The sequence below is a fragment of the Labrys miyagiensis genome (genome assembly GCF_030160835.1).
GTDB lineage: Bacteria > Pseudomonadota > Alphaproteobacteria > Rhizobiales > Labraceae > Labrys > Labrys miyagiensis.
In genome coordinates, this window is sequence record NZ_BSPC01000005.1 from 389,771 (window position 1) to 409,741 (window position 19,971).

At 64.1% G+C, this 19,971-nt stretch carries 20 protein-coding genes; 8 read left to right on the forward strand and 12 right to left on the reverse strand.

Annotation, left to right across the window (positions count from 1 at the left end; translation table 11 throughout):
* Window positions 1-303 precede the first annotated feature (303 nt).
* On the reverse strand, window positions 304-1,380 hold the full coding sequence (gene modC, locus QQL24_RS02570) for a molybdenum ABC transporter ATP-binding protein (RefSeq protein WP_284310311.1): 1,077 nt from the start codon (window positions 1,378-1,380) through the stop codon (window positions 304-306).
* Window positions 1,377-1,832: a thiol-disulfide oxidoreductase DCC family protein gene (locus QQL24_RS02575; RefSeq protein WP_284310312.1), complete on the reverse strand. Its 456-nt coding sequence runs from the start codon at window positions 1,830-1,832 to the stop codon at window positions 1,377-1,379. The genes modC and QQL24_RS02575 overlap by 4 nt, the downstream gene beginning before the upstream one ends.
* A 174-nt stretch (window positions 1,833-2,006) precedes the next feature.
* Between QQL24_RS02575 and QQL24_RS02580 the strand changes: the two genes are divergently transcribed.
* Window positions 2,007-3,182 carry an NAD(P)/FAD-dependent oxidoreductase gene (locus tag QQL24_RS02580; protein WP_284310313.1) on the forward strand — a complete coding sequence of 392 codons (1,176 nt, stop codon included), beginning with the start codon at window positions 2,007-2,009 and terminating at the stop codon, window positions 3,180-3,182.
* 887 nt (window positions 3,183-4,069) lie between these two features.
* Here QQL24_RS02580 and QQL24_RS02585 read toward each other — a convergent pair.
* Together QQL24_RS02585 and QQL24_RS02590 are read right to left on the reverse strand one after the other, a co-directional pair.
* Window positions 4,070-4,576, reverse strand: coding sequence for a disulfide bond formation protein B (locus tag QQL24_RS02585; protein ID WP_284310314.1), 507 nt, complete (start codon window positions 4,574-4,576; stop codon window positions 4,070-4,072).
* Entirely contained in the window at window positions 4,567-5,169 is a 603-nt protein-coding gene (locus QQL24_RS02590) for a YqaA family protein (RefSeq protein ID WP_284310315.1), read from the reverse strand. Before QQL24_RS02590 ends, QQL24_RS02585 begins: the two co-directional genes overlap by 10 nt.
* Window positions 5,170-5,478: 309 nt before the next feature.
* Here QQL24_RS02590 and QQL24_RS02595 point away from each other — a divergent pair, with 309 nt between their 5' ends.
* From QQL24_RS02595 to bmt, 3 genes are all read left to right on the forward strand, one after another.
* Window positions 5,479-6,858 (forward strand): murein hydrolase activator EnvC family protein, encoded by a 1,380-nt coding sequence (locus QQL24_RS02595; RefSeq protein WP_284310316.1) that lies wholly within the window; start codon window positions 5,479-5,481, stop codon window positions 6,856-6,858.
* A complete protein-coding gene (locus QQL24_RS02600; RefSeq protein ID WP_431310635.1) occupies window positions 6,858-8,189 on the forward strand; it encodes a S41 family peptidase in 1,332 nt (443 codons plus the stop codon). Before QQL24_RS02595 ends, QQL24_RS02600 begins: the two co-directional genes overlap by 1 nt.
* A gap of 424 nt (window positions 8,190-8,613) precedes the next feature.
* Window positions 8,614-9,603 carry a betaine--homocysteine S-methyltransferase gene (gene bmt / locus QQL24_RS02605; protein ID WP_284310318.1) on the forward strand — a complete coding sequence of 330 codons (990 nt, stop codon included), beginning with the start codon at window positions 8,614-8,616 and terminating at the stop codon, window positions 9,601-9,603.
* Window positions 9,604-9,737: 134 nt separating this feature from the next.
* On the opposite strand, the gene lysA is transcribed toward bmt, so the two are convergent.
* The 3 genes from lysA to argH all read right to left on the reverse strand — a co-directional run bounded on the left by lysA (window position 9,738) and on the right by argH (window position 12,889).
* The gene (lysA, locus tag QQL24_RS02610) at window positions 9,738-11,003 is read right to left on the reverse strand and encodes a diaminopimelate decarboxylase (protein WP_284310319.1); all 1,266 of its coding nucleotides are present in this window, start codon (window positions 11,001-11,003) and stop codon (window positions 9,738-9,740) included.
* Window positions 11,004-11,010: 7 nt separating this feature from the next.
* Entirely contained in the window at window positions 11,011-11,211 is a 201-nt protein-coding gene (lptM, locus tag QQL24_RS02615) for an LPS translocon maturation chaperone LptM (RefSeq protein WP_284310320.1), read from the reverse strand.
* Window positions 11,212-11,503: 292 nt separating this feature from the next.
* Window positions 11,504-12,889 (reverse strand): argininosuccinate lyase, encoded by a 1,386-nt coding sequence (gene argH, locus QQL24_RS02620; protein WP_284310321.1) that lies wholly within the window; start codon window positions 12,887-12,889, stop codon window positions 11,504-11,506.
* A gap of 81 nt (window positions 12,890-12,970) precedes the next feature.
* Here argH and tlpA point away from each other — a divergent pair, with 81 nt between their 5' ends.
* Window positions 12,971-13,582, forward strand: coding sequence for a thiol:disulfide interchange protein TlpA (gene tlpA, locus QQL24_RS02625; protein ID WP_284310618.1), 612 nt, complete (start codon window positions 12,971-12,973; stop codon window positions 13,580-13,582).
* Window positions 13,583-13,710: 128 nt separating this feature from the next.
* Here the strand turns inward: tlpA and QQL24_RS02630 are convergent, their stop codons facing one another.
* On the reverse strand, window positions 13,711-14,130 hold the full coding sequence (locus QQL24_RS02630) for a hypothetical protein (protein ID WP_284310322.1): 420 nt from the start codon (window positions 14,128-14,130) through the stop codon (window positions 13,711-13,713).
* A gap of 282 nt (window positions 14,131-14,412) precedes the next feature.
* Between QQL24_RS02630 and QQL24_RS02635 the strand changes: the two genes are divergently transcribed.
* Both QQL24_RS02635 and QQL24_RS02640 read left to right on the forward strand, forming a co-directional pair.
* Window positions 14,413-15,036 carry a zinc-ribbon domain-containing protein gene (locus QQL24_RS02635; RefSeq protein ID WP_284310323.1) on the forward strand — a complete coding sequence of 208 codons (624 nt, stop codon included), beginning with the start codon at window positions 14,413-14,415 and terminating at the stop codon, window positions 15,034-15,036.
* A gap of 401 nt (window positions 15,037-15,437) precedes the next feature.
* Complete coding sequence (locus QQL24_RS02640; protein ID WP_284310324.1) at window positions 15,438-15,860, forward strand: hypothetical protein; 423 nt, start codon at window positions 15,438-15,440, stop codon at window positions 15,858-15,860.
* A 96-nt stretch (window positions 15,861-15,956) separates the two neighbouring features.
* Here QQL24_RS02640 and rlmH read toward each other — a convergent pair whose 3' ends face one another.
* The 4 genes from rlmH to leuC form a co-directional block, all read right to left on the reverse strand.
* Window positions 15,957-16,436, reverse strand: coding sequence for a 23S rRNA (pseudouridine(1915)-N(3))-methyltransferase RlmH (gene rlmH, locus QQL24_RS02645; protein ID WP_284310325.1), 480 nt, complete (start codon window positions 16,434-16,436; stop codon window positions 15,957-15,959).
* A gap of 7 nt (window positions 16,437-16,443) precedes the next feature.
* Window positions 16,444-16,848, reverse strand: a complete 405-nt coding sequence (gene rsfS, locus QQL24_RS02650; protein WP_284310619.1) for a ribosome silencing factor — start codon at window positions 16,846-16,848, stop codon at window positions 16,444-16,446.
* Window positions 16,849-16,986: 138 nt separating this feature from the next.
* Window positions 16,987-17,631, reverse strand: a complete 645-nt coding sequence (locus QQL24_RS02655; protein WP_284310326.1) for a nicotinate-nucleotide adenylyltransferase — start codon at window positions 17,629-17,631, stop codon at window positions 16,987-16,989.
* Window positions 17,632-17,866: 235 nt separating this feature from the next.
* Complete coding sequence (leuC, locus tag QQL24_RS02660) at window positions 17,867-19,288, reverse strand: 3-isopropylmalate dehydratase large subunit (RefSeq protein WP_431310627.1); 1,422 nt, start codon at window positions 19,286-19,288, stop codon at window positions 17,867-17,869.
* A gap of 122 nt (window positions 19,289-19,410) precedes the next feature.
* On the opposite strand from leuC, the gene QQL24_RS02665 reads away from it, so the two are divergent.
* Entirely contained in the window at window positions 19,411-19,968 is a 558-nt protein-coding gene (locus QQL24_RS02665) for a Uma2 family endonuclease (protein WP_284310328.1), read from the forward strand.
* The last annotated feature ends 3 nt before the right edge of the window (window positions 19,969-19,971 follow it).

Below are 19,971 nucleotides of genomic sequence, written 5' to 3' on the forward strand. Positions count from 1 at the left end.
ACTTTTTATGTTCAACGCAATTCAACGCCTGCATCATCGGTGGAGTGGGATGCCACGCAGAACGCCGTCGATTGATCGGGGCACGGGGCGAGAGGTTTGACGGGGTAACCAAGGAATCGCTTAGAGCGTTTTACCTTCAGATCGAATCAGCAAGAATCGCAAAATGCATTTGCTACCAACGAGTTGATGCGGAACTCCGCTTCTGCCTGAATGCATTTTGCTCTAGAAATAGGCGCTTCAAGCGCCGCGCCTCTCCTGTGCTCTCAACACCGGCTTTCCGATTCACTTATTTTTTAACCGCCCTTACCGCGCGTCGATCGACGCCGCCTTGATCATCGCCAGCACGCTGTCACCCGGGCGCAGGCCGAGTTCGTCCACGGCGTTGCGGGTGATGAAGGCCGAGAGGGTGTCGCCGCCGTCGAGAGTGAGGTCGACGCGGGCGATCGGGCCGTCGTCGACTTCGACAGCCTTGACGCTCGCGGCCAGCATGGTGCGGATGGAGACGCTGCCCGGGCGCTTCATGGCGAGCGAGACGTCGGAGCCGCGCACCACCACCCGCACGCTGGCGCCGAGCGGGCCCGCGCGGCTGGGGATGCTGATCGGGCCGGCCGGATGGTCGAGCGTGGAGAGGCCGTAATGCTCGTCATAGGCCCGCACTCTGGCCTGCAGCAGCGAGACCGAGTCGAAGCGCTGGTCCGAGAGCGGGCCCGGCGCGGGCGCCAGCACGTCCTGCGGCAGGCCGATGCGGGTGACCTTGCCGTCCTCCAGCACCACCACGCGGGCGGCGAGGCGCGCCACCTCCTCGACGGCGTGGGAGACATAGAGGATCGGTATCTTCATCTCGTCGCGCACCCGCTCGATCAACGGCAGGATCTCGAGCTTGCGCGCCGTGTCGAGGGAGGCGAGCGGCTCGTCCATCAGGAGCAGGCGCGGCGAGGCGAGCAGGGCCCGGCCGATGGCGACCCGCTGCTTTTCCCCGCCCGAAAGGGCGCCGGGGCGGCGGTTCAGCAGCGGAGCGATGCCGAGCACGCCGACCACCATGTCGAAATCGAGTTTTTCCCGGGCCGTGCGGTTGAAGAAGCGGCCAAAGGTCAGGTTTTGGCGGGCGGTGAGATGGGGGAAGAGCTGGGCGTCCTGGAACACCAGCCCGACATGGCGCCGATGCGGCCTGAGGAAGACGCGGCCGGCGGCATCGAAGAGCGTGTCGCCATTGAGCCTGATATGGCCGCGGTCGGGGCGCAACAGGCCGGCCACGGCGTTGAGCACCGTGGTCTTGCCCGAGCCGGAACGGCCGAACAAAGCGGTGATGCCGCCATCGGCTGTGAAGGCGGCTTCCAGCGAAAAGCCGGCGCGGCGGACGGTGATATCGGCGTCGATCATGCGGCCTTCGGCAAATCGGGCAAGGCGTCGATGAAGCGGCTCCGCACCTCCGGCGTCGGCATGAGGCAGGTGTCGCGCTTGCCGAACAGGCTGTAGCGGTTGCGCGCGATGCGGTCATAGAGGAAATCGCGCAGGGGGCGGGGCACGAGGCGAAAGGCCGCCACCCAGCCCCAGCCGGGCAGGCGGCGACCAATGGCGATGGCGCAATCGCTCTTGAACAGGGCATGGCCGTTGTGGGTGACGGCAACCGTCTCAGGACTTGCGGGGTCGATGCCGAAGCGCTTCGCCAGCACCTGCCCGGCCTCGGTCTGGATGGCGATGAAGCGGAAATGCTTCGCCTTGTCGCGCGGCAGCACGAAATGCACCATGCCCGAGCACAGCACGCAAACCCCGTCGAACAGGATCAGCCCGTCGGGCAGGTCACCGGCCGGTTGCGGGCGCCAAGCGTTCAAGACGATTCTCCCTGGGTGCGCGGACGTCCTCGTCCGCTCTTCCCAACTTGCGTCCGCGACGGTTTCAAGAGCGGACGAGGACGTCCGCGCTCCCAGCATGTTGCACTTCCCCCGCCCTCGATCATAGAAAGGTCGCTTCCACGGCGCAATTGCCGCACTTCCTGCGAGTCCCTCGTGAATCCCTCTTCGTCCGATATCGTCATCGTCGGCGGCGCCGCCATCGGTTCCGCCACCGCCTATTTCCTCAAGGCCGCCCTGGGCTATGCCGGCACGGTGACGGTGGTCGAGCGCGATCCGACCTATGCCCTCTCCTCCACCACGCTGTCGGCGGCCTCGATCCGCCAGCAATTCTCGACGCCGGAAAACATCCGCATGAGCCTGTTCGGGCTCGAGATGCTGCGCAACCTCAAGGACCGTTTCGGCCCCGCCGCCGATATCGGCTTCCATGAGGGCGGCTATCTCCTGCTGGCGACGCAGGCGGGCAGGGCGATCCTGGAGCAGAACTGGCAGGTGCAGAAGGCGGAGGGCACGGAGATCGAACTGCTGGACCCCGAGGCTCTGGGCAAGGAATTCCCCTGGCTTAGCGTCGAGAGCATCGCGGCCGGCGCCTATGGTCGGCGGGGGGAAGGCTGGTTCGACGCCCATTCGCTGCTCGACCTCCTGCGCAAGGCCGCGCGGGAGGCCGGCGCCGTCTACGTCAAGGACGAGGTGGTCGGCATCGAGCATGACGGCGGCCGCGTCGAAGCCGTCAGGCTGAAGTCGGGCGGACGCATCGCCTGCGGCGCGCTGGTCGACGCCGCCGGGCCGCAAGGCGGGGATGTCGCCGCCATGGCCGGGCTGGTGCTGCCGGTGGAGCCGCGCAAGCGCTCGGTCTTCGTGGTGCGCTGCAAGACCCCGCTGCCGCGCATGCCGCTGCTGGTCGAGCCCGGCGGCATCTATATCCGGCCGGAAGGCGAGGTCTATATCTGCGGCGGTGCCGAGGACGAGCGCGGCGAGCAGCGGGCCGACGGCGATTTCGAGGTGAATTATTCCCTGTTCGAGGAGGCCGTCTGGCCGGCGCTGGCCACGCAGGTGCCCGCGCTGGAGGAACTGAAACTGGTGCGCGCCTGGGCCGGGCATTACGAATACAATACGCTCGACCAGAACGCGGTCATCGGCCCGCATCCGGCCATGCCGAATTTCTACTTTGCCAACGGTTTTTCAGGCCACGGCCTGCAGCAGTCGCCGGCGGCAGGGCGGGCGATAGCCGAACTGATTACGGCGGGCCGCTTCCAGACGCTGGATTTGAGCGTGTTCGGCTATCAGCGCGTGATCGACAACAAACCTGTGTTCGAGCTGAATGTGATCTGACGGTCATCCCGTGTCGTCTCGCGTCTGGGATGGCCTCTCTGCTCGGCCACGCTTGTCGGAGTGGCACACCTACGCATGGGGCTTCACAAAAATCGTTCGCAAAACGGTTCTTTAGCGTCGGACTTTTGCGACAGGGAAAGCGCTGAGATTTCAGTATGTGTGTAGGGTGGCGGAAAAGTCAGGGGATTCGCGACAGGCAAGGGCAGATGCGAACTTGAATGGGATCACCGCAGGAAATCGATACATTGAAAGAGGGCGGCAGTTCTGTTGTGTTTCATAACGAGTGTTTCGATCGTTTCTTGACGTAATCGATAACGCTCTCGATCTGCGTAAAGCTGTAGGCAGATGTGTTAATCCACAGAGATCCCCGTGTCGTAACAAGTAGAGTGTGCCGTAGGCCCCCTCTTGTTTCCATGTGCTTGATAGCAGAGACGTGAGAGGCAAGCACGTATTCAGAGTTCCGCATTCTCTTTAGGGTGACGCGATCCTCCGACAGGGCTATTACAGAGAAGGCCCAGCTTGCAGTGACATAGGTTGCCACTCCCAGCGGCAACAGAAATAGCCAGAACGCAGATATCACATTGGGGTTGGAAGCGACATGCTCCAGCCTATCCCAGATTATACGTCCGAGAAGGAAGGCTTCGATGGCGAGAGGCAGGCCGCACCAGAATACGACCATTTCAACGATCGAATAGATATTGGGGCGAAGGATCGTTGGACCTTGTATATCGGCAGAGCTCTTAGCCAGTGGCGACATCGGGAACGACGGATAGCCTGTGATGCGTTGACGAGGAATTCACAAGGAGAGCCAGTGCTCTCACCCTACCTGGGTTGGCGCGAAATTTCTGATTAAAATGAGACTTTTGCGCCTGCGTTTTGCAACTCCCCTACCTCGCCTTCGCCGCCCGCCAGGCGCCCCAGAGCGTGATCAGCACCAGCGCCGCCATCACCACGCCGTTCCAGCCGGCCAGCGAGACGCCGAGGATGCGCAGGCGCGGGTTGGTGCAGGACACCACGGTCGAATTGTCGATGGCATCGAGCAGGCCGCCGACGCTGGCGGGGTTCGAGCCGACATTGCCGGCCGCGCAGTCCGCCGGCCCGAGCCAGAAGTTCCACTCCGCGCCGGCCTGGTAGACGCCGAGGAAGCAGCCATAGGCGAACAGGGCGGCGAGCAGCACCAGCAGCAGCGCCAGCAGCTTGCCGGGCAGGCGGTTGCCGACGAGGCCGAGGATGATGGCGATCGGCACGCCGATGTAATAGGGCCAGCGCTGCTGCAGGCAGAGCGGGCAGGGCGCGTAGCCGAAGCCATATTGCAGCACCAGGGCGGCGAGAATGACGACGAGGCCGATCAGTCCGGCCACGAGAACGGCTCGTGAGGCACTGGTCAATGGCATGTGCTGCTCTCGGGGAAAATATAATGGGAGGCAAAGACGCCGGCGACGAGGAAGATCACCAGGCCCACGACGACGGGCGTGAGATATTTCTCGATGAAGGCCCGCAGCGGCGCGCCGAAATAATTGAGGATACCGGCGAGCACGAAGAAGCGCGCGCCGCGGGTAATCACCGAAAAGACCACGAACCAGAACAGGCTGTAGCCGGCAAATCCGGAGGTGATCGTCACGATCTTGTAGGGGATCGGTGTCAGGCCCTTGATCAGAATGATCCAGGCGCCGTTCTCCGCGTAAAGGCAGCGGAACTGCTCGACGCCATGCTGGTAGCCATAGAGGTTGATCAGCCAGGTGCCCACTGTGTCATAGAGCAGCCAGCCGATCATGTAGCCGAAGACACCCCCCACGACGGAGGTGACCGTGCAGACGGTCGCGTAGAGCCAGGCCTTCTTCGGCTGGGCCACCGACATCGGGATCAGCATGATATCGGGAGGCATGGGAAAGAAAGAGCTCTCGGCGAAGGATATGAATCCGAGCACCCAGATTGCAAAGGGACTTTCCGAGGCACGTATCATCCAGTCATAGAAGCGGCGCAGCATGAGCATTCCTAATTGATCGCAAGTCCCCTTAACGGGCTCGGCACAGGAAATCCACCGGGGCGCGTCGTCAGGTAGCGCCTCGGATGATCAACTTCCCGTTGGTCGCGGCATCTTGTCCGCCCTGGATTAGCGCAGGATGAGGTTTGGGGCGGCGAATCGCAGGCAGACGAAGTGCTTCATGGATTTGCCCCAGAAAAGGCGCGATGCCTCGCCACTTTCTCCTATCGGGCGTGAAGAATCGTTAACGATTGAAGAAATCGTTAACCTTATGGGCTGCATCTGTCAGGAATGATCGAAACGGGCGCACATGTGAAGCGGAACCTGGCCATGCTCGCCGGGCTGATGGCCGCGCTCTCGCTATCCCCCATGGCCGCCTTCGCCCAAGCGGCGACGCCTGCTTCCGCGACCCAGCCTGCCGTCGATCCGGCCAAGGAGGCCACCGCCCGGCGCGACGACCTCGCTCGGCTGCAAGGCGAGATCAAGCTTTCCGACGAGACCCTGGCGCGGCTGCGCAGCGACATCCAGTCGCTGGGGGCCGATCGCGACAAGCTGCGCCAGCAACTCGTCGACACCGGCAATCGGACGCATGACACCGAGGCCAAGGTGCTGGGCGCCGAGGCGCGCCTCGCCTCGCTCGACAGCAATGAGGACAACATCCGCGTCTCCCTGCAGAGCAAGCGAGGCTTGCTGGTCGAGGTACTCGCCTCCCTGCAGCGCATGGGCCGCAATCCGCCGCCGGCCATGCTGGTGAGCCCGGACGACGCTCTCCAGGCGGTGCGCACGGCCATGCTGCTCGGCGCCGTGCTGCCGGAAATGCGCCAGGAAACCCAGGCCCTCATCGCCGACCTCAAGGAATTGCAGCGCGTACGGGGCGAGATCACCGCCCAGCGCGACACGCTGAAGCAGGCGCTGCAGGATCTCGCCGAGAATCGCACGCGCACCCAGCTCCTGGTCGAGGAACGCCAGAAGGTGCTGTCGCAGGAACAGGACAGCCTTTCCACCGAGCAGGCCCATGCCACCGCACTGGCGCAGCAGGCCGCCAATCTCAAAGATTTGATCGCCCGCATGGAGCGCGAGGTTCCTTCGGCCCAGCGCGCCGCCGGCAGCGCGGATGCGGCCTCCAGCCAGGCGGCCAATGGCGCCAAATCCTCCCTGGTGGCGCTGCAGGATCCCAGCCGTCTTACCCCCGCGGTCCCCTTCGATCAGGCCAAGGGCCTGCTGCGGCTGCCGGTAACCGGCTCGATCGCCCGCAGCTTCGGCGCCGATGACGGCAATGGCGGCCAGTTCAAGGGCATGACGCTCGCGACCGCGGCCGAGGCCAATGTCACCGCGCCTTGCGATGGCTGGGTGGTGTTTGCCGGCAATTTCCGCTCCTACGGCCAGCTCTTGATCATCAATGCCGGCGGCGGATATCATGTCGTGATGGCCGGCATGGACAAGATTAATGTTGCGCTGGGCCAGTTTGTCTTGACGGGCGAGCCCGTTGCCGCCATGGGTTCAGATCAGGCCCGGGGACCGGGAACAGACAACGGGGCCCAGTCAGCTTTGGGGGCGGAGCCGACGACCGCGGCGCTCAATGCTGCCTCTGGCACGCATCAGCCAGCCCTCTATATCGAGTTCAGAAAAGACGGTGTTTCCATAGACCCCACACCATGGTGGTCCAATCAAGGCGAGAAGGCACGCGGATGATTCGCAAGCTTCCCATTCTATTCTGCGGTGTGGCCCTCGGCGTTGTCGCGACGGTCGCGATAACGCAGGCCCCCATGCTGATGGGCGGCGCCCACGCAGCCGTGACCGATACCTACAAGCAGCTCAACCTGTTTGGCGATGTGTTCGAGCGCGTCCGTTCCGACTATGTCGAGCAGCCCGACGATTCGAAGCTGGTGGAAGCGGCCATCAACGGCATGCTCACCTCGCTCGACCCGCATTCGAGCTATATGGACGCCAAGAGCTTCCAGGACATGCAGGTCCAGACCAAGGGTGAGTTCGGCGGCCTCGGCATCGAGGTCACCATGGAGGACAACAACCTCAAGGTCGTTTCGCCGATCGACGATTCGCCGGCCTCCAAGGCGGGCATCCTGGCCGGTGACGTGATCACCGCCCTCGACGGCGACCCGGTCCAGGGCATGACCCTGCAGCAGGCCGTCGACAAGATGCGCGGCGCTGTCAACACGCCGATCACGCTGAAGATCCTGCGCGGCGGCAAGGGCGATGCGATGGACGTCAAGGTCGTGCGCGACATCATCAGGGTGAAGTCGGTGCGCTCGAAGAAGCTGGGCAATGACATCGGCTATATCCGCATCACCCAGTTCACCGAGCAGACCTTCGATGGCCTGAAGAAGAGCCTCGACCAGCTCAACAAGGATATCGGCCAGGACAAGATCAAGGGCTATGTCATCGACCTCCGGAACAATCCGGGCGGCCTGCTCGACCAGGCGATCCAGGTCTCCGACGCCTTCCTGGAGCGTGGCGAAATCGTCTCGACCCGCGGGCGCAGTCCTGATGACGTGCAGCGCTACACGGCGCGCTCGGGCGACCTGACCGGCGGCAAGCCGGTGATCGTGCTGGTCAATGGCGGTTCGGCCTCGGCTTCGGAAATCGTCGCCGGCGCCCTGCAGGATCACAAGCGCGCCACCATCCTGGGCACGCGTTCCTTCGGCAAGGGCTCGGTGCAGACCATCATCCCGCTGCAGGGCAATGGTGCGCTGCGCCTGACGACCGCGCGCTACTACACGCCATCGGGCCGCTCGATCCAGGCCAAGGGCATCGAGCCGGAGATCGTGGTGCAGGAGAACGTGCCGGCCGACCTGAAGGGCAAGGACCAGACCAGCGGCGAAGCGGGCCTCAAGGGCCATCTCGCCAATCCGGGCGACGACAAGTCGGAGGAGGGCGGCTCCTCGGCCTATGTGCCGGCCGACGAGAAGGACGATACCCAGCTCCAGCAGGCGATCGACCTCCTGCACGGCAGCCAGAAGAGCGCCTTCTTCCCGCCCGACCCGAAGGCCGGCGTGCCGAACTGACGTGAGAGCGCGGACATCACAGCAACATTCTATCGAAGATAAATGTCGCGATATCCGCTCTTGAGCCATTGAGGTCACAAAATTGAGTGCCGCGGTTGTTATCAACCGCGGCATTTTTGCTTCCGGCGGTACCGTTTCAAGAGGCGACATCACAGCGACATGAAGGCATGTCGCTGTGATGTCCGCGCTCCCAGGATCCTGGCCACGCGCGCTTCCTGGCTGACCAGATTCCTTGACTTATAATGATTGACATATAAAGATATCGTTATATCTATGCTATGGAACTCATCTCGCTCGTTCCACTACGCCTCTACGGCTGCAGGTGATGGCGCTGGAGGCCCCTGCGGTTCGCTGCTGGATTTCCCGCTTGAAACATCCCCGCAAAGGCCTATGTGGAAACTCGGTCTTCGCTGAAGGAAATACCATGCGTCTCGACGAACTCCTCGCCCAGAAGCCCGTGCTGCTCGCCGACGGCGCCACCGGAACCAATCTGTTCGAGATGGGCCTGATGTCGGGTGATCCGCCGGAGATGTGGAATCTCGAGCATCCCGACCGCATCCATGCGCTGCACCAGTCCTTCGTCGATGCCGGCGCCGACATCATCCTGACCAATTCCTTCGGCGGCAACCGCCGGCGCCTCGCCCTGCACAAGCTCGACGGGCGCGTCAGGGAACTCAACGCCGCCGCGGCGCGCAATGCCCGTCTGGTTGCCGACGGCGCCGGCCGCCCGGTGATCGTTGCGGGTTCGGTCGGCCCGACCGGCGACCTCTTCCAGCCGCTCGGCCCACTGACCGAGGATGATGCCGTCGAGATCTTCCACGAGCAGATCGAGGGCCTCAAGGAAGGCGGCGTCGACGTGATCTGGATCGAGACCATGTCGGCCTCCGAGGAAATGCGTGCCGCCGCCAAGGCTGCGGCGAAGGCCGGCATGCCCTATACGGTGACGGCGAGCTTCGACACGGCCGGCAAGACCATGATGGGCATCCCGCCCGCCTCCATGCCCGAGGTGGCCGAGGACATCGATCCCAGCCCGGTGGCGGTCGGCGCCAATTGCGGCGTCGGCGCCTCGGACCTGCTGGTCTCGGTGCTGTCGATGACGGAGGCCAATCCGAACGCCATCGTGATCGCCAAGGCCAATGCCGGCATTCCGCAATTCCATGGCGACCACATTCATTATTCCGGCACGCCGGAGCTGATGGCCGAATATGCGCGCCTCGCCATCGATGCCGGCGCCCGCATCATCGGCGGCTGCTGCGGCACCTCGCCGGCCCATCTCAGGGCGATGCGCCAGGCCATCGACAGCCACACCCGCGCCGAACGGCCGAATACCGCCAAGGTCATCGCCGAGATCGGCCCGCTGGTGGCGCCGCCGAAGGCGGGGGGTGGCGAGGAGCGCCGGCGGCGGAGACATTGAGGCTGGGAGCGCGGACGTCCCGTCCGCTCTTGAACCGCCGACCTTTTAAGAAAAGGGCGCGAACCTCGATGGTGGCACCTTTTTGCAACGTTTGTGGTTCAAGAGGCGGACAGGATGTCCGCGCTCCCAGTGAGCTACATCCAATCCGGCATGCTATCGAGCCCCAACAGCTCCTCATAGCTCGGCCGCTTGCGGATCACCGCGAACCTGTCGCCGTCCACCAGCACTTCCGGCACCAGCGGGCGGGTGTTGTAGGTGCCGGCCTGCACGGCGCCGTAGGCGCCCGCAGACATTACCGCCACCAGATCGCCGCTCGCCACCACCGGGATGTCGCGGTCGAGGGCCAGATAGTCGCCAGTTTCGCAGACCGGCCCGACCACGTCAGCCGTGAGCATGGCGCCGCCGAGCGGGCGCTCCTTCACCGGCCAGATCGCGTGATAGGCCTCGTAGAGTGTCGGGCGGATCAGGTCGTTCATGCCGGCGTCGACGATGACGAAGGTCTTGCCCTCGCCCTCTTTCACGAACACGACCTCGGTGACCAGGATGCCGGCATTGCCGGCGATCAGGCGGCCGGGCTCGAACACCAGCGTGGCGCCGAGATCCTTGGAATAGCGCTTTACCACGGCGGCATAGTCGTCCGGGTGGGGCGGGGGTTCGTTGTCGTCCTTGTAGGGGATGCCGAGGCCGCCGCCGAAATCGATATGGTCGATGACATGGCCGTCGGCGCGCAACTCGCGCACCAGGGCGACGAGGCGCTCGATCGAGGCGTCATAGGGTTCGAGCGCCGTGATCTGGCTGCCGATATGCATGTCGACGCCGGTGACCTCGATGCCGGGCAGCTTGGCCGCGCGCGCATAGAGCGCCCGCGCCTGGGCGATGGGAATGCCGAACTTGTTCTCGGATTTGCCGGTCGAGATCTTCTTGTGGGTCTTGGCGTCGACATCCGGGTTGATGCGCAGCGACACCCGCGCTGTGCGGCCCTTGGCGCTGGCGCGTTGGGAAAGCAGCTCCAGCTCCGGTTCCGATTCGACGTTGAAGCAGAGGATGTCCTCGTCGAGCGCGTAATCGAGCTCGCGCAGGAGCTTGCCGACGCCCGAGAACATGATCTTGCTGGCCGGCACGCCGGCGGCACGGGCGCGGCGCAGCTCGCCTTCGGAGACCACGTCCATGCCGGCGCCGAGCTTGGCCAGCACGCGCAGCACGGCGAGGTTGGAATTGGCCTTCATGGCAAAGCAGACGAGGGACGGCACGTCGGCGAAGGCCTGGGCGAACACCCTGTAATGGCGGCGCAAGGTGGCGGCCGAATAGCAATAGAAGGGCGTGCCCACCGCCGCGGCGATTGCCGGCAGTGCGACATCCTCGGCGTGCAGCACGCCGTTTCGATAGGTGAAATGGTGCATCGGACGATCAGTTCAGCAGGAAGTCCAGGGGCAGCTTGCGGTCCGGCTTGACATAGCCGGGATCCTTTTTCTTGCCATTGGCACCGCTCTTCTGCGGCACGTTCTGCTCCGGGGGCGGCTCAAGCTTGCCCTTGCGGCCGCAGCCGGCCAGGCCAAGGCTCGAAACCAGCGCCAGAGCGAGAGCGACGCGGAACGCATTACCAGCCATAGGGAACTCCAATGTTTGACGCTGTGTAGCACGAAATTTGATTTGGTGCGGGGTGTTGGGGGGCTGAATACACTGATGTCGCGCAGCCCCTCACCTCTATCCTCTCCCCGTAAGAACGGGGAGAGGGGGCGCAGTCGGCGCGATTTGTTCGGTAGTGCCTCATCTCGCCCAACAGGATGAGCGAGATGAGCCATTTCGGGCCGAGCCCCGACTTCGAAGCCCCCTCGCCCCGTTCTTACGGGGAGAGGATAGAGGTGAGGGGCTGCGCAAACCGTCCAAGACACCGCGGCTCTCACCCCTTGCTCAGCGCCTTCAGCCAGCGTTTCGCCTGTGCCTTCACATTGGCCGGGGCAGTGCCGCCATAGGAGGTGCGGCTGCGCACCGATTTCTCAACGCCCAGCACGCCGAACACGCCGTCGTTGATGCGCTGCTCCACGCCCTGCATCTCGGCCAGCGACAGCTTTTCCAGCGGCAGCTTGCGCTCGGCGGCCATGCCGACCAGGCGGCCGGTGACGTGATGGGCCTCGCGGAAGGGCAGGTTGAGCTCGCGCACCAGCCAGTCGGCGAGATCGGTGGCGGTGGCGTAGCCTGAGCCCGCCGCGGCCTTCATGCGCTTGAGATCGGGCGCCATGTCCCTGACCATGCCGGCCATGGCTGCCGTGCAGAGCGACAGGGTCTGCAGCGCGTCGAAGGCGGGCTCCTTGTCCTCCTGCATGTCCTTGCCATAGGCAAGCGGCAGGCCCTTCATCATCACCAGCAGCCCGATCAGGGCGCCGATGACGCGGCCGGCCTTGCCGCGTACCAGCTCGGCGGCGTCGGGATTGCGCTTCTGCGGCATGATCGAGGAGCCGGTGGTGAACTTGTCCGACAGCGCCACGAAGGCGAATTGCGGCGTCGTCCAGATCACGATCTCCTCGGCAAAGCGCGAGAGGTGCATCGCCGTGATCGAGGCGGCCGAGAGGGCCTCCAGCACGAAGTCCCGGTCCGAGACCGAATCGAGCGAATTGGCGGTGGGACGGTCGAAGCCGAGCGCCCTGGCGGTGGCATGGCGGTCGATCGGGAAGGAGGTGCCGGCCAGCGCGGCGGCGCCGAGCGGGCATTCGTTGAGGCGGCGGCGTGCATCGGCGAAGCGGCCGCGGTCACGCCCCAGCATCTCGACATAGGCCATGAGATGGTGGCCGAATGTCACAGGCTGGGCCGATTGCAGATGGGTGAAGCCCGGCATCACCGCGCCCGCGAAGGCGAGGGCCTTCTCGGTGAGCGCCGTCATCAGGTCCTTCAACTGGGCGTCGAGGTCGTCGATGGTGTCGCGCACCCAGAGCCGGAAGTCGGTCGCGACCTGGTCGTTGCGGGAGCGGGCGGTGTGCAGGCGGCCGGCGGCCGGGCCGGCAAGGGCTGCCAGGCGCGACTCCACATTCATATGAATGTCTTCGAGCGCACGCGAGAAAGTGAACGAGCCGCTCTCGATTTCGCCACGCACCGCCTCTAGACCTTCCGAGATGGCCTTGGCGTCGGCGGCGGCGACGATCCCCTGCTTCTCCAGCATGGCGAGATGCGCCAGCGAGCCGCGGATGTCCTGGGCCCAGAGGCGCTTGTCAAAGTCGATCGAGGCGTTGATCTCTTCCATGATCGCGTCCGGTCCCGACTGGAACCGGCCGCCCCACATTTTATTGCTCATCTGGATAGGCTTTCAGTGAACGAAGACAGTCGGCAGGAAAATCCCGAAGCGCGGCCCCCGCAGAAATCGAACCGGCGCTGGCTGGTCGGTGCGGCCATCCTGGCAGGAGCCGTGGTTGGCGTGGGCGCGGTATACGGGACAAAGGGCGGCATGGGCAATCAGGAAAGCGCGTCCTGCCCGGGGGCGGCTGCGGTTGCGGTGAAGATGGATCCCTTGGCCAAGGGCCAGGTGGCCGCCCTCAACGTCAATCTGGCGCCTCAGCCACTGACATCAATCAGCTTCCAGACCGCTGACGGCGCCAAGGTGACGCTCGCCGACTTCAAGGGCAAGACGGTGCTGCTAAACCTCTGGGCCACCTGGTGCATTCCCTGCCGAAAGGAGATGCCGGCCCTCAACAAGCTGCAGGCCGATCTGGGGGGTAAGGATTTCGAGGTCGTCGCCGTCAATATCGACACGCAGGGGCCGGAGCGCGTCGAGGCCTTTCTCAACGATGCCGGCATCGACAAGCTGCACCGTTACGCCGACCCCTCGACCGGCATCCTGCAGAGCCTGAAGAACGAGGGGCTGGCACAGGGCCTGCCGACCTCGGTGATCGTCGACAAGCAGGGTTGCCGCCTCGGCGCCATGGCCGGCCCCGCCGAATGGGCCAGCGACGATGCCAAGGCGCTGATCAGGGCGGCGATCGGGTCGTAGGCGCCTGTCCCAAGCGCTGTGTTTTAAAAAGCTATTTCGGGGGGCGGGTCTTCAGACCCGGCTCTTGCGGCACTGCTTTTGCCAACAGGCGGGTCTGAAGACCCGCCCCCGAACAAGACAGCGCCCGTTCAGCCTCGGGCAGCCGCGATCACGCGGCAGAGGACGGGGCGGACGGCGCTTGTGCTGGTGAGCTGGCCCTGCTGGGTCGCGAAGATCAGATCGACGCGGACGCCATTGCCTGATTTGCGAACGACGGCGCGCCAGGTCTGCATGCGGCCGGAGCCGCTGGTGTCCTGGGTGGCATCGACGGTGCCGGCGCCCTTGCTGATGCGTACGCCATTGGCGTTCTCCGCCTCCAGGGCCGCAGCGATATTGGACAGGGCCTTCCCCGCGCTCAGACCGGGGATGGTCTCGTAGCTTTTATAGCTCAGAGTGGTCATCATCGGCACGCCCGACGAGGTAAGGTTGCTCTCGCAGCTTCCTGCATTGGCGGCTCCCGCGGCTGATATCGATACCATGGCTGCCAAGATGGGAGATTTTCTGATCATCTTTCTTTGATTCCTATTCCAGTTGAAAAACTTAACGTCCAAGCCTCGCCCTGTGACCGGCCCGTGATAACGGAGAGGAAGAGGCGTAGACCATAAAAATATGCGTAGCCACCGCTTCCTTGTTCCCATGGAAACAGCTCTGAAAGCCTATTCTTATCTACCTTCGTCCGGCCTGTAGCGGTGCCCGGGCGCCCCACCGCATGAAGTTGTTTACGCCGCTGCATTTCTATTGACTGTGGTTGCCGTGTTGCTATTGCAGGTGAAAACATAGGGGCAGGTTTCGTGATCATTTTTGGTTATCGCGGTCGGGACCGCACGATTGGCAGTGGAAGTTTCAATTGCCCGAATTGCCGCGCCTCGCGTTCTTATGAACACAAGAAGTTGCAGCGCTGGTTCACGCTGTATTTTGTTCCCATCTTTCCACTGCAAACGCTAGGGGAGCGTATCGTCTGCAGCGCCTGCAATCAGGCCTATACCACCGCGGTACTCAGCTACGACCCCTCGCAACAGGAAGCACGGCGCCGGGACGAGATCTTGCGGCAATGGCACACGGCAATGATCGCCATCGCTTGTGCCTTCGGCCGTCCAAACGAGGTGCAGGCCGAGGCTGTCGGCACGGGCATGGCGCGGATCTTCCAGCAGCAGCTCAACACCAGCGACATCCTGGCCGACTGCAGCGGCGCTCCCAGTGGCGGCATGGCGGAGGAGGAAGTGCTCGGCCGCCTGGCCGACCTTCCGCGCAGCCTGGCAGCCGTCGCGAAGGAAGACTTCCTGCAATCCGCGCTGGATGTGCTGCGTGCTGGCAGCGGCGACGAGCAGGCGCAGCACGACCTGCTCCAGCGCATCGGCCACCTGCTGGGCCTCAGCGAGGCCCATGTCCGCGGCATCCTGGCGACACCGGCCTGAGGGGGCGCCCCCGATCGGGGAGCGCCCACCAGAGGCAATCGGCGGAATTCGCCAAGGCCTCTTCTCGACCCTACCTCGAAGGTGGTGGTCTGCTCCGGCTTGGGGCAGGCACTCCTTCCTGACGCCCTATCCCATTGATAGGTTGAAGTGCGATGGGAGATCGTTACTGCTTAAGTGACGTAACGTCATTTCCAAGAATGCAAGTTATGTTTCGACTGAGTTCCACGAGCAGGATCAGAACGACAGGTCGGGGCTCCTTCCGCTGCCCCTATTGTGCTGATCAACGCGCTTATGAACACAAGAAGACTGAACGCTGGCTGGCGTTCTATTCTATTCCGCTCTTTCCCACGACAACACTCGGTGAGCGCATCGAATGCGGCAGCTGCCGCAGAGCCTATCCCGTGGCCCTGATCGGCCGTGCGACGGATCAGCGAAACCGGCGGCAGGAGATCGGCACCGTCGTCCAGTGGCGTTGCGCGATGATCGCGGTTGCCTGCGCCTTCGGCCCGCCGAAGCAATGCCAGGCCGAGGCCATCGGCAGCGGCATGGTCCGTCATTGGCGCCAGCGAGCCGATGTCGGCGAGATCATGGCCGATTGCCGGGGCGTCCCCACGAGCGGCATGGCGCTGGAGGAGGTGCTGGGCCGGCTGGGCAATCTGCCGCAAAGCCTGCGTCCGTCTGACAAGGAGCATTTCCTGCAATCGGCCCGCGAGGTGGTGCGGGCCGGCGAGGGCGGCGAGAAGCAGCAGCGGGACCTGCTGGACGCGATCGCTGCTCGGCTCGGCATCAGCGAGGACGGCATGCGCAGGGCTCTGGCGGCCTGAGATCGGCAGTCGGCAAGCCGCCATCGGCTCTACTCGATGGCGACCAGCCTGCCATAGATGCCGTGCACCGAAGTTACTGCCGAACTGATATGAGTCTCACACCCGGTGATAGGGGTGGCCGGCGATGATCGTCGAGGCCCGGTAGAGCTGTTCGGCCAGAAGAATCCGGACGATCTGGTGCGGCCAGGTCATCTTGCCGAAGGAAAGCGTCATGATCGCGCGCGATCTTATCGTGTCGCCATGGCCATCGGCGCCACCGATCAGGAAGGCAAGGGAGGCAGTGCCGCCGTCCCGCCAGCCGGCGATCCTCGCGGCAAAGGCTTCGCTGCCTGGCGAGGCGCCGTTCTCGTCCAGGGCAATGACCTGAGAGCTGCCTGCGGCCGCAAGCAGTTTCTCCGCTTCCTCGGCCTTGCGGTCCTCGGCACGGCGGGCGCGGCTTTCGTCGATCTCGACGATGTCGAGAGGGCCGAGCGCCAGGTTGCGGGCGGTCGCATTCAGCCGTTCTGCGTAGCGGGCCACGAGATCGCGTTCCGGGCCGGCTTTGAGCCGGCCGATGGCGCAGACCAGGAGGCGCATCTGGCGTTTAGCTCGGGCGCAGTTCGTTCGGACGGCCCGACGACCACATCTTCTCGAGATTATAGAAGGCACGGACCTCGGGACGGAACAGATGCACGATCACATCGCCCGTATCGATCAGCACCCAGTCGCAGACCGGGATGCCCTCGATGCGGGGACTGCCATGTCCATTGTCCTTGAGATCCTTGACCACGCGATCGGCCATCGCGCCGACATGCCTCGCAACGCGACCCGTTGCGATGATCATGACATCGGCGATAGCACTCTTACCGCGCAGATCGATTTCCACAATCTCCTCGGCCTTCATGTCGTCCAGGCTGTCGAGGATCAGGCGAACCGTGGCGTCAACGTCCGGGCGGATCGCTCGGCTCACGGGATGAAGCGGTATCACATCCGCTTCGCGTCTCACCAACGTGGTCAGGGGCACACCCTCTTGCTCATTGATTCGCGGACCTCCGCGAATTCCATTCGCTCCACAATATTAGCAAGTCATGGCGTCGATTCAATGACACCAATGGGATTAGGCTACTCAAACAGGGTGAATCCGGCGTTAATTTTCACCGACCGGCAGGCCGTGACCTCGTGCGCGTAGCGCGGTCGAGGAATTGCTGTCGAGCGGGGCGTGAAGGAAGACCCAGGCGGGTGGCCTGTGGCGCTTGAGGTTGCGGGCCTCATATTCGGGCAGCCGGAAGGCGGCGAGCACGCGAGCCGCCTTGGCGAGAGGGCCCTTGGTGGTAGCGCCGGGCCGGGCAACCACGGCGATGGCGACGCGCGAGGCGATGCCCCGCCAATGCTGCCAGCGGTGGAAGCCCGCGAGGTTGTCGGCGCCCATGATCCACACGAACGTCACGCCCGGGCAGCGGCGCTGCAGCCAGGCGATGGTGTCGTAGGTATAGCGGGTGTGGATATCGGCCTCGATGCCGGTGACGACGATGCGGGGGTGGTCGGCAAGCTGGCGCGCCGCCGCCACGCGCATCTCGAGCGAGGGCAGCGCCTGGTTGTCCTTCAGCGGATTGCCGGGTGTGACCAGCCACCAGACCTGATCGAGGCCGAGCCGCGTCAACGCCACCAGGCTCGCATGGCGGTGGCCTTCATGCGGCGGGTTGAAGCTGCCGCCGAACAGGCCGATGGTCATGCCCGGCGAGAAGGACGGCAGGCGGCGGGCATCGGCGGGCGTGGGGAGGGTTCCTGGCAAGAATTATCCTGCGGCGAGCGCTACGATGTCATGTAGAGGGCGGGACTTAGCCTCCCCCACGAAGCTGGGGGAGGTGGGCTTGCGAAGCAAGCTCGGAGGGGGTGTGGTCAGGATAAGGCGCGTGAAGAGGAGACCGGGTCGATGGTTCCCTCACTCTATTCTGGCCACACCCCCTCCGTCACGACTTTGTCGTGACACCTCCCCCAGCTTCGTGGGGGAGGCTTGTGTTGCGCCCTTATGCGTGCGCCGCGACCTTCTCCCATTCGCGGATGTCGACGAAATGGCCGGCGATGGCCGCGGCGGCGGCCATTTGTGGCGAGACGAGGTGGGTGCGGCCCTTGTAGCCCTGGCGGCCCTCGAAATTGCGGTTCGAGGTCGAGGCGCAGCGCTCGCCCGGGGCCAGCTTGTCGGCGTTCATGGCCAGGCACATCGAGCAGCCGGGCTCGCGCCAGTCGAAGCCGGCCGCGCGGAAGATCTTGTCGAGCCCCTCGGCCTCGGCCTGCATCTTCACGAGGCCCGAACCCGGCACGATCATGGCGTTGACATTGGCGTTGACGGTGTGGCCGGCGACGATGCCGGCAACAGCGCGCAGGTCCTCGATGCGGCCATTGGTGCAGGAGCCGATGAAGACGCGATCGAGCTTGAGGTCCTGGATACGCTCGCCGCCTTTCAGGCCCATATAGGCCAGCGCGCGCTCGATCGAGGCCCGTTTGTGGTCGTTCGCGGCATCCTCGATGCGCGGCACGGTGCCGGTGATCGAAGCGACGTCCTCGGGACTGGTGCCCCAGGTCACGATCGGCGGCAGGGAAGCCGCGTCGAGTTTCACCTCACGGTCGAAATGCGCGCCCTCCTCGGTGTAGAGCGTGCTCCAATAGGCCATCGCCTGGTCCCAGGCAGCGCCCTGGGGCGCCTTGGGGCGGCCCTTGAGATAGGCATAGGTCTTCTCGTCCGGCGCGATCAGGCCGGCACGGGCGCCGCCTTCGATCGACATGTTGCAGACCGTCATGCGGCCTTCCATCGAAAGCGCGCGAATGGCCTCGCCGGCATATTCCAGCACATGGCCGGTGCCGCCGGCGGTGCCGATCTCGCCGATGATGGCAAGGATGATGTCCTTGGCGGTCACGCCTTCGGGAAGCTTCCCGTCGACGGTGACGCGCATGTTCTTGGCCTTCTTCTGGATCAGCGTCTGCGTGGCGAGCACATGCTCGACCTCGGAAGTGCCGATGCCATGGGCGAGGGCCCCAAAGGCGCCATGCGTCGAGGTGTGGCTGTCGCCGCACACGATGGTGGTGCCGGGCAGGGTGAAGCCCTGCTCGGGGCCGACGATGTGGACGATGCCCTGGCGCTTGTCGAGTTCGGAATAATATTCGACGCCGAAATCCCTGGCGTTCTGGGCGAGCGTTTCCACCTGCGTGGCGCTCTCGGGATCGTCGATGCCCTTGGAGCGGTCGGTGGTCGGCACGTTGTGGTCGACGACGGCCAGCGTGCGCTGGGGCGAGTGCACCTTGCGGCCGGAGACGCGCAGGCCCTCGAAGGCCTGCGGGCTGGTCACCTCATGCACGAGGTGGCGGTCGATATAGAGCAGGCTCGTGCCATCGGGCGCGGTTTCGACGACGTGGTCGTCCCAGATCTTGTCGTAGAGGGTGCGGGGAGCCATGGACGTATCCTGCATGTGACGTGATTTTGACGGTCATTTAGTCAAAAATGGGCCGTTGGAAAAGAGTGTAAAAACTACCAGCCTCGTGTGATAAATTGTCGGTGGTGTTGGGGTAGGTGTGAATGGCTGAAGCAAGGCGCCAGGCAATGTCGCTGGATGAGTTCCTCTCCTGGGAAAATGAGCAGGAATTGCGCTACGAGCTGGTAGACGGCCAACCGGTGATGATGACCGGGGGGACGGCAGCTCATGACTATGTTCGCCTGGAGATCGCCGCCTCTTTGCGAGAGCAGCTGAAGGGCAAGCGTTGTCGAGCTGCACTGGACCTGAAGATATCCTGTCCAACCGGCAATGTCCGTTATCCCGATGTGGCGGTCCATTGTGGTCCATTCCGCGGCCAGGATCTACTTGCGAACGAACCGCGCATCGTTATCGAGGTCTTATCCAATTCGACCAAGGCTACCGATTTTCTGATCAAGCTGCGCGACTATCGTTCCGTGCCTGATGTCATGGCTTACCTGATTTTCTGGCAGGATGAACCAAGGGTGCTTGTCCATCGCCGCGTGGGCAATGACTGGAATGCCGGGGAGGAAATCCTCGGGATGGACGCGACGATCGACCTCGAAATGATCGGTGCCAGTCTCTCGCTTCAAGAGATCTACGGCGGTCTGCCCGAAAACTGACTC